This is a genomic window from Chromatiales bacterium, from assembly GCA_020445605.1.
Taxonomy (GTDB): Bacteria; Pseudomonadota; Gammaproteobacteria; order JAGRGH01; family JAGRGH01; genus JAGRGH01.
In genome coordinates this window covers 32425-46794 of record JAGRGH010000050.1, presented here as the reverse complement: position 1 = coordinate 46794, position 14370 = coordinate 32425, and the positions used below count along the sequence as shown (strand labels likewise).

20 protein-coding genes are annotated in these 14370 nt (G+C 65.8%); 14 read left to right on the top strand and 6 right to left on the bottom strand.

From position 1 onward, the window contains the following. Nucleotides 1-5: 5 nt before the first annotated feature. Together KDG50_12180 and KDG50_12175 are read left to right on the top strand one after the other, a co-directional pair. Nucleotides 6-803: a sterol desaturase family protein gene (locus KDG50_12180; protein ID MCB1866175.1), complete on the top strand. Its 798-nt coding sequence runs from the start codon at nt 6-8 to the stop codon at nt 801-803. Further along, a complete protein-coding gene (locus KDG50_12175; protein MCB1866174.1) occupies nt 800-1831 on the top strand; it encodes a hypothetical protein in 1032 nt (343 codons plus the stop codon). The genes KDG50_12180 and KDG50_12175 overlap by 4 nt, the downstream gene beginning before the upstream one ends. Before the next feature lie 46 nt (nt 1832-1877). Here KDG50_12175 and KDG50_12170 read toward each other — a convergent pair whose 3' ends face one another. The 4 genes from KDG50_12170 to KDG50_12155 all read right to left on the bottom strand — a co-directional run bounded on the left by KDG50_12170 (nt 1878) and on the right by KDG50_12155 (nt 3484). Then, complete coding sequence (locus KDG50_12170) at nt 1878-2063, bottom strand: hypothetical protein (GenBank protein MCB1866173.1); 186 nt, start codon at nt 2061-2063, stop codon at nt 1878-1880. A gap of 138 nt (nt 2064-2201) precedes the next feature. Further along, the gene (locus tag KDG50_12165) at nt 2202-2384 is read right to left on the bottom strand and encodes a hypothetical protein (GenBank protein MCB1866172.1); all 183 of its coding nucleotides are present in this window, start codon (nt 2382-2384) and stop codon (nt 2202-2204) included. A gap of 7 nt (nt 2385-2391) precedes the next feature. Then, nucleotides 2392-2595 carry a hypothetical protein gene (locus KDG50_12160; GenBank protein ID MCB1866171.1) on the bottom strand — a complete coding sequence of 68 codons (204 nt, stop codon included), beginning with the start codon at nt 2593-2595 and terminating at the stop codon, nt 2392-2394. A 46-nt stretch (nt 2596-2641) separates the two neighbouring features. After that, complete coding sequence (locus tag KDG50_12155) at nt 2642-3484, bottom strand: SDR family NAD(P)-dependent oxidoreductase (GenBank protein ID MCB1866170.1); 843 nt, start codon at nt 3482-3484, stop codon at nt 2642-2644. Between the two features lie 148 nt (nt 3485-3632). Here KDG50_12155 and KDG50_12150 point away from each other — a divergent pair, with 148 nt between their 5' ends. From KDG50_12150 to nudB, 3 genes are all read left to right on the top strand, one after another. Continuing rightward, nucleotides 3633-3908, top strand: coding sequence for a zinc ribbon domain-containing protein (locus KDG50_12150; GenBank protein ID MCB1866169.1), 276 nt, complete (start codon nt 3633-3635; stop codon nt 3906-3908). Nucleotides 3909-4002: 94 nt separating this feature from the next. After that, a complete protein-coding gene (gene aspS / locus KDG50_12145; protein ID MCB1866168.1) occupies nt 4003-5793 on the top strand; it encodes an aspartate--tRNA ligase in 1791 nt (596 codons plus the stop codon). Next, nucleotides 5771-6241 (top strand): dihydroneopterin triphosphate diphosphatase, encoded by a 471-nt coding sequence (nudB, locus tag KDG50_12140; protein ID MCB1866167.1) that lies wholly within the window; start codon nt 5771-5773, stop codon nt 6239-6241. The genes aspS and nudB overlap by 23 nt, the downstream gene beginning before the upstream one ends. 61 nt (nt 6242-6302) lie before the next feature. Here nudB and fabB read toward each other — a convergent pair whose 3' ends face one another. Both fabB and fabA read right to left on the bottom strand, forming a co-directional pair. Continuing rightward, a complete protein-coding gene (gene fabB / locus KDG50_12135) occupies nt 6303-7532 on the bottom strand; it encodes a beta-ketoacyl-ACP synthase I (protein MCB1866166.1) in 1230 nt (409 codons plus the stop codon). Further along, nucleotides 7529-8122 (bottom strand): 3-hydroxyacyl-[acyl-carrier-protein] dehydratase FabA, encoded by a 594-nt coding sequence (fabA, locus tag KDG50_12130; GenBank protein ID MCB1866165.1) that lies wholly within the window; start codon nt 8120-8122, stop codon nt 7529-7531. Before fabA ends, fabB begins: the two co-directional genes overlap by 4 nt. Before the next feature lie 99 nt (nt 8123-8221). Here fabA and KDG50_12125 point away from each other — a divergent pair, with 99 nt between their 5' ends. From KDG50_12125 to tolA, 9 genes are all read left to right on the top strand, one after another. Further along, complete coding sequence (locus KDG50_12125) at nt 8222-8824, top strand: alpha/beta hydrolase (GenBank protein MCB1866164.1); 603 nt, start codon at nt 8222-8224, stop codon at nt 8822-8824. A 140-nt stretch (nt 8825-8964) separates the two neighbouring features. Further along, nucleotides 8965-9711: a YebC/PmpR family DNA-binding transcriptional regulator gene (locus tag KDG50_12120; protein MCB1866163.1), complete on the top strand. Its 747-nt coding sequence runs from the start codon at nt 8965-8967 to the stop codon at nt 9709-9711. An 11-nt stretch (nt 9712-9722) separates the two neighbouring features. Further along, nucleotides 9723-10220: a crossover junction endodeoxyribonuclease RuvC gene (ruvC, locus tag KDG50_12115; protein MCB1866162.1), complete on the top strand. Its 498-nt coding sequence runs from the start codon at nt 9723-9725 to the stop codon at nt 10218-10220. Nucleotides 10221-10226: 6 nt separating this feature from the next. Continuing rightward, entirely contained in the window at nt 10227-10823 is a 597-nt protein-coding gene (ruvA, locus tag KDG50_12110; protein MCB1866161.1) for a Holliday junction branch migration protein RuvA, read from the top strand. Then, a complete protein-coding gene (ruvB, locus tag KDG50_12105) occupies nt 10816-11865 on the top strand; it encodes a Holliday junction branch migration DNA helicase RuvB (protein MCB1866160.1) in 1050 nt (349 codons plus the stop codon). The genes ruvA and ruvB overlap by 8 nt, the downstream gene beginning before the upstream one ends. Before the next feature lie 70 nt (nt 11866-11935). After that, entirely contained in the window at nt 11936-12319 is a 384-nt protein-coding gene (ybgC, locus tag KDG50_12100; GenBank protein MCB1866159.1) for a tol-pal system-associated acyl-CoA thioesterase, read from the top strand. Continuing rightward, on the top strand, nt 12320-12988 hold the full coding sequence (gene tolQ, locus KDG50_12095; protein ID MCB1866158.1) for a protein TolQ: 669 nt from the start codon (nt 12320-12322) through the stop codon (nt 12986-12988). It begins immediately after the preceding gene. Nucleotides 12989-13014: 26 nt separating this feature from the next. Then, complete coding sequence (gene tolR / locus KDG50_12090) at nt 13015-13416, top strand: protein TolR (protein ID MCB1866157.1); 402 nt, start codon at nt 13015-13017, stop codon at nt 13414-13416. Beyond that, nucleotides 13413-14366 carry a cell envelope integrity protein TolA gene (gene tolA / locus KDG50_12085; protein ID MCB1866156.1) on the top strand — a complete coding sequence of 318 codons (954 nt, stop codon included), beginning with the start codon at nt 13413-13415 and terminating at the stop codon, nt 14364-14366. The genes tolR and tolA overlap by 4 nt, the downstream gene beginning before the upstream one ends. Nucleotides 14367-14370 lie beyond the last annotated feature (4 nt).

The following is a 14370-nucleotide window of genomic DNA, read 5'->3' as shown; positions in this document are numbered from 1 at the left end:
GTTCGATGCCGATCGAACAGGTTCATGGTCTGGGCGTGATCGTTACCACGCTTGGGATGTTCATCCTCGTCGTGGCGCTGGAGCTGTTCTGGCCCGCGCGTGCCGCGCTGGTGCCGGTGGCGCCTCGCTGGCGCGTGAATGGCGCGCTCTATGCGATGAATTTTGCGCTCGTGTTCGCCGCGCCAATCTCGGCATTCGGGGTTGCGATCGCCGCAAATGCCAATGGCTTTGGCCTGTTTCAGTGGTTTGAGCTTGGCGACGGTCCATGGGTGGTGTTCAGCGCCTGGCTGGTGTTGGACCTGAGCCTTTATCTGCTGCACCTTGCCTATCATCGACTGCCATGGCTCTGGCGCCTGCACCGCACGCATCACGCTGACGCGGACTTCGATATCTCGACCGGCGTGCGTTTTCACCCGCTGGAAACCGTCGTCACGGTCGCCTACCGCTCCGCAGTCGCCGCGTTGCTGGGTCCGCCGCTGATCGCGATGCTCGTCCACGAACTGCTGATCATTGCATTCGGTTTCTATACCCATGGCAATCTGCGTGTTCCGACCAGGGCGGATCGACTGCTGCGCCTGGTGCTGGTGACGCCGCCAATGCACAGCATTCACCATTCGGTCGAGCCGGGTGAGGGCGGCAGCAACCTGGGAGGGGTGCTGAGCATCTGGGATCGCCTGTTCGGCACCTACGTCGCACAGCCTGCGGCCGGCCAGTCGGGCCTGCGTTTCGGGCTGGCGGATCTGCCCGCGGCGATCCGGCTGCGCGACCTGCTGGTCCTGCCGTTTCGAGCGCGGCCGGCATGAATGTCCTCTGGCACGCCATGACCTGGGCGTTTGCGCTGCTGACCCTCTTCGCCGGTGCAGCATCGGCCGCGGAACTGCTGGTCGTGAACAAGAGCGGCGCGAGCGTCACGGCGCTCGATCCACGCAACGGCGCGACGCTGCGAAGCTGGCCGACGGCGCCGGGACCGCACGAAGTCGCGGTCTCGCCGGATGGGGCGCGCGCGGTCGTCGCCGAATACGGGCCGGACCGCGCCGCCGGCAACTCGCTGCTGTTGATCGAGCTTGCGTCGGGCGCCCCATCCCGCATCGATCTCGGCGACCATCGGCGTCCGCACGGGCTGGCCTGGCTCGACGATCGGCGGTTGCTGGTCAGTATCGAAGCGAGCGCCGCGGTTCTGATCGTGGATACGACGGCCGGTCGGATTGAGGCGGTGATTCCGACCGCGCAGGCACTGCCGCACATGCTGGCGGTCGATTCCGGACGCAATCGCGCCTACGTCAGCAGCATCGTGGATGGGGATGTCGCGGTGATCGACCTTGCGACACACCGGGTGGTCAGCCGGATTCCCACCGGGGCGGGTGCGGAGGGCGTTGCAGTGCATCCGGCCACCGGCATCGTCTGGGTGGTGAACCGTGCGGCGGGCACGCTGAGCCTGATTGATCCGGATTCGCTGGCCGTCGTGCGCAGTGGCCCCGCGGGTGAGTTTCCGATTCGCGTCGCCTTCGATTCGACGGGAACTCGCGCCCTGGTCAGCGACGCGGCAGGCGGGCGGGTTTTGATGTTCTCGACGCCGGAGGCGGAACTGATTGGCGCAATCGACGTGCGGGGTTACTACGACCTCGCCAACGGCATTTCGATGGGCGGTTGGCTCGGGCGCAAGCCCGTCCCGATCGGCCTGATTGCGGCACCCGGATCAGTCGGCACCGCGTTTGTGGCCCTGGCCCATGGCGGCGTCGTGCTCGAACTCGATCTGGATCGACTTCAGGTACGGACGCAATGGCGCGCTGGCGCCGAACCCGATGGGCTTGCGTTGACAGGCGGTCGGTAGATTCCGGGCTCCCGGGTCCGACCGGTCTGAAACGGCCGTGGCGGAGTTACCTGCGCAGGCGTTTTGCGGCGATAAATCCGGCGAGGGCGAGCGATACGCCGAGACCGACCAGGCCCCAGCTGTCCAGCATCGGCACCTGCGCCGGACCCGGGGCGGCCACCAGCGCCGACGCCGGCGCGGAAAATCCCGCGACGAGCAGGAGGGTATGGCGACGGGACGTAAGCTGGCTCATGACGTTCTCCGGTGAGGACCGTTGATGCTCGCTGGTCGTCCGGCAGGCCAACGAGATTCTCTTTTCAGCAAGGCTGCCGGGGCCGGCGTGACAACCGCGGGGGATGCGTCGGACGCGGTTCGCCCCGCTGGCCGGCGCTCAGCGCTTTCGGACCTTGGCCGCCGTCAGGAGTCCGGCGACGGCGAGCGCCGCGGCGATGCCGGCGAGGCCCCAGCCATCCAGTGCCGGAACCGCGTTTGGTGGCGGTGCTGCAACAGTTGCGAGCGCTGCATTCGCACCGATAAGGGTGAACAGACCGGCGATAGAAATTGAATGTTTCATTCTGATCTCAGGACTTTTTCAGCCGCATCATGGCAATGACGCCCGCGACGCCCAGCGCCGCGCCGATCCCGACCAGTCCCCAGCTATCGAGTGCGGGGACGTGGGATGCCTCGATCGGCTGGGCCGTGGCCACCGATCCCCCCAAAACGCCTGCAAGCAGGCCGATGAATCTCATTATGCACACCCCTGTCATGAACGCAGGTTCGATCAAGGGTAGTCGGCCCGAATCGCGGGGTCAACGTCGGGGCGCGCGCTCGTCAACGCGTGCGCAGACGATCCAGCCAGCGTGTCGGCAGCAGGCGGCGGGCGAGGTCGGCACCGAACGTCGTCCAGTGCACGGCGTAGCGTGGCTTGGGACGCGGGCTTTCCAGCGCATGGATCAGGGCGCGCGTGACCCGGTCCGGCCCGACGGTGCCGCGCCGCACGGGGCCCTCGATTTGCAGCCTGGCGTCCAGTGCCGAATAGGCCCGCCGATGAGGGCTGGATTCGCAGTCGATCGTACGGCGGAATACCTTGTGGGCATTGGGGCGGAAACGCGTGAGGGTCGGCCCGGGTTCGATCAGGCTCACATACACGCCGGAGCCGGCGAGTTCCAGCCGCAGGGCGTCGCTGGCTGCCTCCAGCGCGTACTTGGTTGCGCAATACGCACCGCGGAAGCGCCCGGTGACCAGTCCGAGCACCGAGCTGTTCTGCACAATTCGGCCGGCCCCCTGTGCCCGCATGATCGGCACGACGGCATTGCCGAGCTCGATCGCACCGAAGAAATTGGTCTCGAACTGTTCGCGCAAGACCTCGCGCGCGAGGTCCTCGATGGCGCCGAGCTGACCGTAGCCGGCGTTGTTGAACAGCGCGTCGAGCCGGCCGCCGGTCCGCTCCAGCGCCGCGGCGAGGCCGGCCTTCAGGCTGGTGCTGTCGGCCACATCCAGGACCACGGCATCCAGGCCTTCTGCCCGCAGACGCTCGACAGCGGCGCGGTCGCGGGCCGAGGCGACGACCTGCCAGCCGCGGGCACGCAGGGTGCGGGCGGCGTCGAGCCCGATGCCGCTGGAGCATCCGGTGATCAGCACGCTGCGCGTTTCGTGCGTGGCAGGGCTTGGCATGAGTGGCTGACGACCCCAGATCTGGCGACTGGCGCGCCCACGACGACGGTCGGCGCGTACCCGTTAACGTGCTAATATATCGCGGTTTTTACCGGCTCCGCGCACGCATGTGCCGGAAAGCCGCAATCGAATCCAATGAGGTGCGAACATGCCCATTTATGAATATCGCTGCACGGCGTGCGGGCACGAGCTGGAGGCGATGCAGAAGATCGCTGATGCACCGCTTGTCGAATGTCCGCAGTGTCATGCGCAGGCGCTCAAGAAACTGGTGTCCGCCGCTGGCTTTCAGCTCAAGGGCAGCGGCTGGTATGCGACGGACTTCAAGGGCGGCGGCGCTAAGTCGTCGAAAAGCGAATCCGGTTCGTCCAGCGAGTCCGGCGGCGGCACGCACGGCTGTGGTGCCGGCGCCTGCGGTTGCGCCTGACGCACGATTGCAGTCCCTGACCATCCATGTTTGATGCGGGGCGCCGCCAGGCGCCCCGTTTCGTTTCCGCGTTCTTCAACCCCGTAGAGACCCCATGCGTTCACATTATTGCGGTACGGTCGATGAATCCCTGATCGATTCCGAAGTCACGGTCTGCGGCTGGGTGCATTCGCGCCGTGATCACGGCGGCGTGATTTTCATCGACCTGCGCGATCGCGAGGGCGTGTTGCAGGTGGTCTGCGACCCGGACACGCCGGACGTTTTCTCGCTCGCCGAACGTGTACGCAGCGAATTCGTGTTGCGCATTCGTGGTCGTGTCCGTGCGCGACCGAAGGGCACCGAGAATACCGATCTGCGCTCCGGGCGTGTCGAGGTGCTGGGCCTCGAACTGGAGATTCTCAACAGCGCCGAGACGCCGCCGTTTCCGCTGGATGCGCATGTCGACATCCACGAGGAAACCCGGTTGCGCTATCGCTACATCGACCTGCGCCGGCCGGAGATGCAGGCGCGGCTGCGCCTGCGCGCGACGGTCGCCCGGCACCTGCGCGACTATCTGGACGCCAACGGCTTCATGGATGTAGAAACGCCGTTTCTGACCAAGGCCACGCCCGAGGGTGCGCGCGATTACCTCGTGCCGAGCCGAACGCATCCGGGCAGCTTCTTCGCGCTGCCGCAGTCGCCGCAGCTGTTCAAACAGTTGCTCATGATGGGCGGCATCGATCGCTACTACCAGATCGTGCGCTGTTTTCGCGACGAGGACCTGCGCGCCGACCGCCAGCCGGAGTTCACGCAGCTCGACATCGAGACCTCGTTTCTCGATGAGAACGCGATCATGTCGCTGATGGAAACGATGATCCGCGATCTTTACCAGGATGTGCTGGGCGTTGCGTTGCCCGATCCGTTTCCGCGCATGAGCTATGCGGAGGCAATGCGCCGATTCGGCACCGACCGGCCTGACCTGCGCGTGCCGCTGGAACTCGTCGATCTGGATGACGTCATGCGTGAGGTCGACTTCAAGGTCTTCTCGGGGCCCGCGAACGATCCGGCCTCGCGCGTTGCGGCACTCAGCGTGCCGGGCGGTGGGGAACTGAGCCGCAAGGAGATCGACGATTACACGAAGTTCGTGGCGATCTACGGCGCGAAAGGCCTTGCCTACGTCAAGGTCAATGATATTGCAGCCGGCCGCGATGGCTTGCAGTCACCGATTCTGAAGTTCCTGCCGGACGGCGCGATCAGCGCGATACTCGAGCGTACCGGCGCGCAGAACGGCGATCTGATCTTCTTCGGCGCGGATCAGGCCAAGGTCGTCAACGAGGCGCTCGGTGCACTGCGGGTGAAGCTCGGCACCGACCGCAGCCTGCGCGAGGGCGACTGGCGTCCGCTGTGGGTCGTCGATTTCCCGATGTTCGGCTGGAACCCGGACGAGAAGCGCTACGAGGCGTTGCACCATCCGTTCACGGCACCCTCGGGCGATCTCGATGCCGTGCGCGCCGATCCGGGCAATGCACTGTCACGCGCCTACGACATGGTGATGAACGGCTCGGAGATCGGTGGCGGTTCGATCCGTATCCATCGGCGCGAGATGCAGGAAGCCGTGTTCGAACTGCTCGGCATCGGTGCTGACGAGGCGCGTGAGAAATTTGGCTTTCTGCTCGATGCGCTGCGCTACGGTGCGCCACCGCACGGCGGCATCGCGTTTGGACTCGACCGGCTCGTGATGCTCATGGCCGGCGCCGGTTCCATTCGCGACGTCATGGCCTTCCCGAAGACTCAGACCGCGCACTGCCCGCTGACGGATGCACCGGCGCCGGTCGCCGAACGTCAGCTGCGCGAGCTGAACCTGCGACTGCGCAAACAGCCCGGTGGCACCAGCGAACCAGCCTGAGGCCAAATCGGTCGGGCCGCGGTACAAGCGGCCCGAGTCGATACAGGTCGTCGTGTTCACCCATGCCGGCGAGGTGCTGCTGCTCCGGCGGCGCGATGCACCCGGCTTCTGGCAGTCGGTAACCGGCAGTCTGGAGGCGGGCGAATCACCACGCGCCGCGGCGGTGCGTGAGCTGTGGGAAGAGACCGGCCTGGGTGCGAACGGCCTGGTCGACGCGCATCGGCGGTTTCGTTTTCGGATCGTTCCGCCGTGGACGGCGCGCTATCGCCCCGGGGCGCGCTTCAACCTGGAGCATCTGTTCTACCTGCCGCTGCCAAGCCGGCGACTTATTCGGCTCGATTCAGCTGCGCATGATTGCTACCGCTGGTTGCCGGCGGGGCAGGCCGCAGGGCAGGCGGCTTCATGGACGAATCAGAAAGCGATTCGAGCGCTGCCTGGATTTCGGTAGGGAAACCCTGAAGAATTCGAGTTTTCCGCGGCACGGGACGCGCCGCCAATTTCAAAGACTACTAGCCCTTGCGGAAAATCAGCGTCGCATTGGTGCCGCCGAAGCCGAAGCTGTTCGACATGACGGTGCGCAGGCCGGCCTGGTCACGACGCTCGCGCACGATGTCGAAACCGTCCGCGGCCGGGTCGAGTTCGTCGATATGCGCCGAGGCGGCGATGAAATCATCGCGCAGCATCAGCAGCGAGTAGATCGCCTCGTTGACGCCGGCGGCGCCGAGGGCGTGCCCGGTCAGCGACTTGGTCGAGGAGATCGGCGGGCCCTTTTCACCGAATACCTCACGCACGGCTTCGAGTTCGCGCAGATCGCCGATCGGTGTGGACGTGCCATGGGCGTTGATGTAGTCGATCGGTGTGTCGACGGTTGCCAGCGCCTGCTGCATGCAGCGCACGGCGCCCTCGCCGGATGGCTGCACCATGTCGTAACCGTCGGACGTGGCGCCGTAGCCGACCAGTTCGCCGTAGATCTTCGCGCCCCGTGCCTCGGCGACCTCCAGGGCCTCCAGAACCACCACGCCGCCACCGCCGGCGATGACGAAACCGTCGCGTGCGGCATCGTAGGCGCGCGAGGCGCGCGCCGGTGTGTCGTTGTAGTTCGACGACAGGGCACCCATCGCGTCGAACAGGCAGGTCATCGACCAGTGCAGTTCCTCGCCGCCGCCGGCGAACACACGGTCCTGCTTGCCGAACTGGATCAGTTCCGCGGCGTGTCCGATGCAATGCGCGCTGGTCGAGCAGGCCGAACTGATCGAATAATTCACGCCACGAATGCGATAGGGCGTTGCCAGGCAGGCGGAAGTGGTGCTGCCCATGGTGCGTGGCACCATGTACGGTCCAATGCGCCGCACACCCTTCTCACGCAGGATATCGACAGCAGCGATGTTGTTGGAGGTCGAAGCGCCGCCGGAGCCCATGACCAGACCGGTGCGCGGATTCGAGATGTCGTTTTCCTGAAGACCCGCGTCGTCGATGGCCTGCTGCATGGCGATGTAGGCATACGCTGCGGCATCGCCCATGAAACGCAGCACGCGCCGGTCGATGTGCTCGGCCGGGTCGATGTCGACCGCACCATGCACCGCGGTGCGCAGGCCGAGTTCGACATACTGTTCGCAGCGTACGATTCCGCTTGCGCCGTCGCGCAGTGCGGCGCTGACCGCGGGCGCCCCGACGCCGATGCTCGAGACGATGCCCAGGCCGGTTACGACGACCCGGCGTTGCGTGCCTGAGAGGTTCAAAAGCCCTCCGTCGACTGGAACAGTCCGACCCGCAGGTCATTGCCGGAATAGATCTCACGCCCGTCCACGCTCATCCGCGCATCGGCAATGCCGACCACCAGCTGGCGCATGACGACGCGCTTGACGTCGATCTGGTAGGTCACGAGCCGATTCGCGGGCGTGACCTGACCTGTGAACTTGATGTCACCGCCGCCGAGCGCGCGGCCATGGCCCAGTCCGCCTTTCCAGGCCAGAAAAAAGCCGATGAGCTGCCACATGGCGTCGAGGCCGAGGCAGCCGGGCATGACCGGATCGCCGGGAAAGTGACAGTCGAAAAACCACAGATCGTCTTTCACGTCGAGTTCAGCGCGAATCTCGCCGCGGCCATGCACCCCACCGTCCGCCGAGATGTGCGTGATGCGGCTCATCATCAGCATCGGCGGCATCGGCAGCTGGGCGTTGCCCGGGCCGAACATCTCACCGCGCCCACAGGCGAGCAGGTCATCGAATCCGTAAGCCGATTTGGGCGTGAAGCGTGGGGTGTGATCGTTCAATGGCGGATTGTGTCGTTTTGGGTGTCGGTGCGGTCTTTCGGTCCGCTGGGTGCGCATAGGCGCGCTGCGGCAGGGCGCGGCGCGGTCTCGCCACGAAGCGGGCAAGTACGAGAGTATATCGAAAGCGTTCTGCTTTCAGAACCATGTGGGGTTGGCATGCGGGTCTACCTGATACACGGATTGTTCACGACCGGGCACGAAATGCTCTGGCTGGGTGGACGGCTAGGTCGTTGCCTCGGCGCCGAGGTGGTGCGATTCCCCTGGCGCTCGCGCGCTGAAGGCGTCACCGTGGCCGCACGACGGCTGGCGACCCGGATCGCCGCGGGGCCGCGAGGTCCAGTCGTACTGGTGGGCCACAGCCTCGGCGGGCTGGTCGCGGTCGAGACCCGCCGCCTGCTGCCCGATGGGGTCCGCGCGGGGCTGGTGCTGATCGCATCGCCGGCTCTGGGCAGTCGCGCCGCGCGGGCCGCGGCGGTCGTGCCCTGGAAGCGCTGGCTGGTGGGGCGCAACGTGGATGCGCTGGCGTCGGGCATCGATCCGGGCCGGTTCCCCGGCGACGCGATCGTGATCGCCGGAACGCTGGGGGTGGGGCTCGGCCGCCTGCTCGCCGGGTTGCCGCGCCCGAACGATGGCGCCGTTGCGCTCGACGAATGTGCGCCGACCGAACATGTCGTGCACGCGATTGCGCAGGCCCATACGTTGCTGCTTTTTTCCCCGGCGGTGCTGGATGTGCTCTGCAAACGCCTGCGGACCGTTTGAGTCAACAGGTTTCGGCGCCGGACACGCGCTGCCCGGTGCCTGCCGGTTTGGAGGGCGTTGCGCCGCTGAATGCGCCTCTGGGCGGTGATAAACTGGCCCGCCATCCGGAGCCAGTCGCTCCCCACTCATTCGGTATTCTCATGGCCGGTCACAGCAAATGGGCCAATATCCGCTTTCGCAAGGGCGCCCAGGACGCCCGTCGCGGCAAGCTGTTCACGAAGCTGATTCGCGAGATCACGATCTCCACGCGCGAAACCGGTCCGGACCCGGCGTCCAACCCGCGCCTGCGCGCGGCGATCGACAAGGCCTATGCGAACAACATGTCCAGGGACACCGTCGAACGCGCAATCAAACGCGGCTCGGGCGATATGGACGGCGCGAGCTACGAGCAGCTCCGCTATGAGGGCTACGGTCCGGGCGGGGTGGCGGTGATCGTCGACTGTCTGACCGATAACCGTCAGCGGACCGTGGCGGATGTTCGCCATGCGTTTGCGAAAAACGGCGGAAATCTCGGCACCGATGGTTCGGTTGCCTACCTGTTTTCGGCGCAAGGCGTGCTGTATTACCCGGCGGACAGTGACGAGGACGCGATCATGGAAGCGGCGATCGAGGCGGGTGCGCAGGACGTGGCCACCAACGATGACGGTTCCATTGAAGTGATCACCGCGCCCGAACAGTTTCACGCCGTACTCGATGCCATGAACGCTGCCGGTCTGGTGCCCGATGAATCCGAGCAGACCATGCGCGCGGCCACGGCCGTCGCGGTGGATGGCGAACAGGCGCCCGCATTGCTGCGCATGCTCGAGATGCTCGAAGATCTCGACGATGTGCAGAACGTCTATTCGAACGCCGAATTCGACGAGGCCGCGCTCGCCGAGACGGCCTGAGCGATACGCGTGTGCGCATCCTCGGAATCGACCCGGGATCGCGTGTCACCGGCTACGGCGTGATCGACTACGAAGCAGGACGGTTGCGGCATGTCGCACATGGTTGTCTGCGTCTGGATGGTCGGGACTTCAATCTGCGTTTGGCGGGAATTTTTTCAGGCTTGAACACGGTCATCGACGACTTCGCTCCGCAGGAGATCGCGATCGAGCGGGTGTTCGTGCACCGCAATGTGGATTCCGCGCTGCGGCTGGGGCATGCGCGCGGCGCGGCGATCTGTGCGGTGGTTGCACATCGGCTGCCGATCAGTGAATACACCCCGCGCGAGGTCAAACAGGGCATCGCGGGCTATGGCGCCGCCGAAAAGGGGCAGGTCGCACAGATGGTCGCCCGGCTGCTCGCGCTTGCAGCCGAACCGGAGTCGGATGCGGCCGACGCACTCGCCATCGCCGTGCATCATGCACATGGTCAGGGTCTGCGCGGCCGACTGCGCGCGCACGGCGCGGGGTAGGGACGCTTGATCGGTTCGCTGCGCGGCACGCTCATGGCAAAGCAGCCACCGTGGCTGCTCGTGGAGGTCAACGGCGTGGGCTATGAAATCGAAGCGCCCATGTCGACCTGCTTCGCGATGCCAGCGATCGGCCAGCCGGTGCACCTGCATACCCATCTCGCCGTGCGCGACGACGCTCACCTGCTGTTCGGGTTTGCGTCGCTGGCCGAAAGGCGTCTGTTTCGTTCGCTGATCAAGGTCAGCGGTGTAGGCGCCAAACTCGCGCTGGCGGTGCTTTCGGGGCTCAGCGTTGCCGATTTCGAGCGTTGTGTCGAAACCGGTGATTCGGCGACCCTCACACGGCTGCCCGGCGTTGGCAAAAAGACCGCTCAGCGACTGGTCATGGAACTTCGCGACGGGGCGCTGGCACCCAGCGCGGAATTGGGACCCGCACCCACGGACCAGGCCGGAATCGCGCGTCGCGACGCGGTCAGCGCGCTGATCGCCCTGGGCTATCGCGCCAGCGAGGCGGACCGCATGGTGGCCGTTGCCGCCGAACAAGGCGCGAATGGCAGCGACGAACTGATCCGTCAGTCCCTGAAGCAGGTGGCCGGTCGTGCGTGACGAACGTGTCGTCAGTGCGTCGAGCACCCCGGACGAAGACCGCGTCGACCGCACCCTGCGGCCGCGCCGGCTCGCCGACTACATCGGCCAGCCCGGGGTGCACGAGCAGATGGGTCTGTTCATAGAGGCCGCGCGGCGGCGGTCCGAGGCGCTCGACCATGTGCTGATTTTCGGTCCGCCCGGGCTCGGCAAGACCACGCTCGCGCACATCATCGCGCACGAGCTCGGTGTGAACCTGCGCCAGACCTCCGGTCCCGTGATCGAGCGCGCGGGCGATCTGGCCGCGCTGCTGACGAACCTCGAACCCAACGACGTCCTGTTCGTCGACGAGATTCATCGGCTGAGTCCGGCTGTAGAGGAGGTTCTGTACCCGGCGCTGGAGGACTACCAGCTCGATATCGTCATCGGCGAGGGCCCTGCGGCGCGATCCATCAAACTCGATCTGGCGCCGTTCACCCTGGTCGGTGCGACCACCCGGGCCGGACTGTTGACCTCACCGCTGCGCGACCGGTTCGGCATTGTGCAACGGCTGGAGTTTTATGATCCGGCCGAGCTGAGCCGCATCGTCACGCGTTCGGCCGGCCTGCTGAGCATCGGCATCGATCCGAACGGCGCCGGCGAGATTGCGCGGCGGTCGCGCGGGACGCCACGTATCGCGAACCGTCTGCTGCGACGGGTCCGCGACTTTGCCGAGGTCCGGGCCGGTGGCCATGTCGACGCCCGTGTCGCCGATGCGGCCCTGCGCATGCTCGACGTGGACGCGGCCGGGTTCGACGCGCTGGACCGCAAGCTGCTCGAGGCCATCGCCATCAAGTTCGATGGCGGTCCGGTCGGCATTGACAATCTGGCCGCGGCGCTCGGCGAGGAACGCGACACGCTCGAGGACCTGATCGAGCCGTACCTGATTCAGCAGGGCTACCTGATGCGCACGCCGCGCGGGCGGGTCGCCACGCGCAGCGCCTACCTGCACCTGGGCCTGCCGGCGCCCGCAGGGGGTTCGCAGGGCGGGCTGTTTGAACAGGAGCACCGTAATGGTGCGTGAACTTCCGGTTCGGTCGTGGTTCTAGAGACCGGAGATTGGCGCTCGCCCGATGCCTGATAGCGACTTCTCGATGCCGCTTCGCGTCTACTACGAAGACACCGATGCGGGCGGTGTTGTCTACTACGCGCGCTACCTGCAGTACATGGAGCGGGCGAGGACCGAGTGGCTGCGAGCGCGTGGTCTGGAGCAGACGGCTTTGCGTGCGGAACACGGTATTCTGTTCGCCGTTCGCGACGCGCAGATCCGGTATCGTCGACCGGCGCGGCTGGACGACGAACTCAGGGTGAGCGTCCGCGTGGACCCGCCGCGTCGTGCGAGTCTGGTGTTTCACCAGCGCGTCAGCGTCGCCGACAGCCTGTGCGTCGAGGGCGTTTTTACCGTGGCCTGTGTGGATGCGGACGCCTTCACGCCGTGTCCGATCCCCGAATCAGTTCGCAACGGAATCATCAGTTAAGTGAACGAACAATCCATCTGGCAACTGGTCACGGGCGCGGGTCCCGTGGTCAAGATCGTCCTGGGGCTCCTGCTGCTGGCTTCCATCGTCTCCTGGGCGATGATTGCCGATCGCTGGGCGCGTCTGCGCAAGGCCAACGCGGCGGCCAATCGTTTCGAGGAACGATTCTGGTCCGGCGTGGACCTGAATGCGCTGTTCCGTGAGGTCTCCGCCGATGAGCGCTCGACCCACGGCATGGCGTATATCTTTGACGCCGGCTTTCGCGAGTTCAGCCGTCTGCACCAGCACGGGCGCATCGATCAGGAGGCGATCCTCGAGGGCACGCGCCGGGCGATGCGGGTCGCCACCATGCGCGAAATCGACGATCTCGAACAGCACCTGCCATACCTCGCGACGGTGGGTTCGATCAGTCCCTACGTGGGCCTGTTCGGCACGGTCTGGGGCATCATGAATTCGTTCCGTTCGCTCGGCAACGTCAAGCAGGCGACGCTGGCGGCCGTCGCACCCGGCATCGCGGAGGCGCTGGTCGCAACCGCCATGGGTCTGGCTGCGGCCATCCCGGCGGTCATTGCCTACAACCGCTTCGCGAGCCAGGTCGAGCGCCTGGGCAACCGCTACGAGGCGTTCGCCGAGGAATTCGCCGCCATTCTGCAAAGGCAGCTCAAGTGAGTTCGCGCTACGGCCGGCGCCGGCTGATGTCCGAGATCAACGTCGTGCCGTATATCGACGTCATGCTCGTGCTGCTGGTGATCTTCATGGTCACCGCGCCGCTGCTGACCCAGGGCGTGGAGGTTGAACTGCCGCAGGCCAGTGCCGAACCGCTGCCGCCGGAGTCGCTTGATCCGGTCGTGGTTTCCGTCGATGCGGACGGCAATCTGTACATCGACATCGGCGAAGCCAAGGGCAAACCGGCGGACGGCGATACGATCCGCGAACGCATTGCGGCGGTGCTGCGCGTGGAACCCAAAACTCCGATCATGGTGAAGGGCGATCGTCGGGTCGCATATGGGAAAGTGACCGAGGCGATGCTGCTGATTCAGGCCGCCGGTGCCCCGAGCGTCGGGCTGGTGACCGAACCGCCACTGCCGGTGCGATGAACCGACCCGCACGCCCACGCGCGTGGGCCTTCGCCGTTGCGATCCTGCTGCACGCCGCCGTCATCGGGCTGCTGCTGTTCGGCGGCTGGCAGATGTTCGAGCGTCACACCGGCACGCGGACGCCCGTGATTCAGGCGCAGGTCGTGGTCGACGACTCGAAGGCGCGGGCCGAAGCGGAAAAAAGGCGTCTGGCCGAAGAGGCGCGCAAGCGGGCCGAGGCGGAAAAGAAGCGCCGTGCAGACGAGGAGGCGCGCAAACGGGCCGAGCTCGAAAAGCAGCGGCGTGCCGAACAAGAAGCCAAAAAGCGGGCCGAGCTCGAAAAGAAGCGCCGCGCCGAAGACGAGGCCAAAAAGCGTGCCGAGGTAGAAAAACAGCGGATCGCCGCGGAAAAGGAGAAAAAGCGCGTCGAGGCCGAAAAGAAGCAGGCCGCCGAGGAACAGGTCAAGAAACAGGCCGAGGCGGAAAAGAAGCGCCAGGCCGAGGCGGAGAAAAAACGCCAGATAGAGGCCGAAAAGAAGCGTCGCGCCGAGGAAGAGGCCAAAAAGCTGGCCGAGGCCAAGGCGGAGGCCGAGCGCAAGCGTATAGCCGAGGCCGAGGCCCGTGCCGCGCGCGAGGCGGAACTCGCCGAGGCATTGGCCGCCGAAGAGGAACAGCGCAATCAGACCGAAATCGCACGATACAAATGGCTGATCCAGCAAAAGATGCACAGAAACTGGCGTCTGCCTGCCGGCGACGTGACTGGTCGGGTCGCCGAAGTCAGTGTACGTTTGAACACTGCGGGGACCGTGCTTTCGGTCGCGGTCGTGCGCGGCAGCGGTGATGTACATTTCGATGACTCGGTCGAGAAGGCGATCTATGCCGCCGATCCGCTGCCGGTGCCGGGTGATCCGAAGCTCGCGGCCGCTTTTCGCGAACTGAGGTTCGTGTTCGACCCGAAGGAGTTGCTCTAGCGTG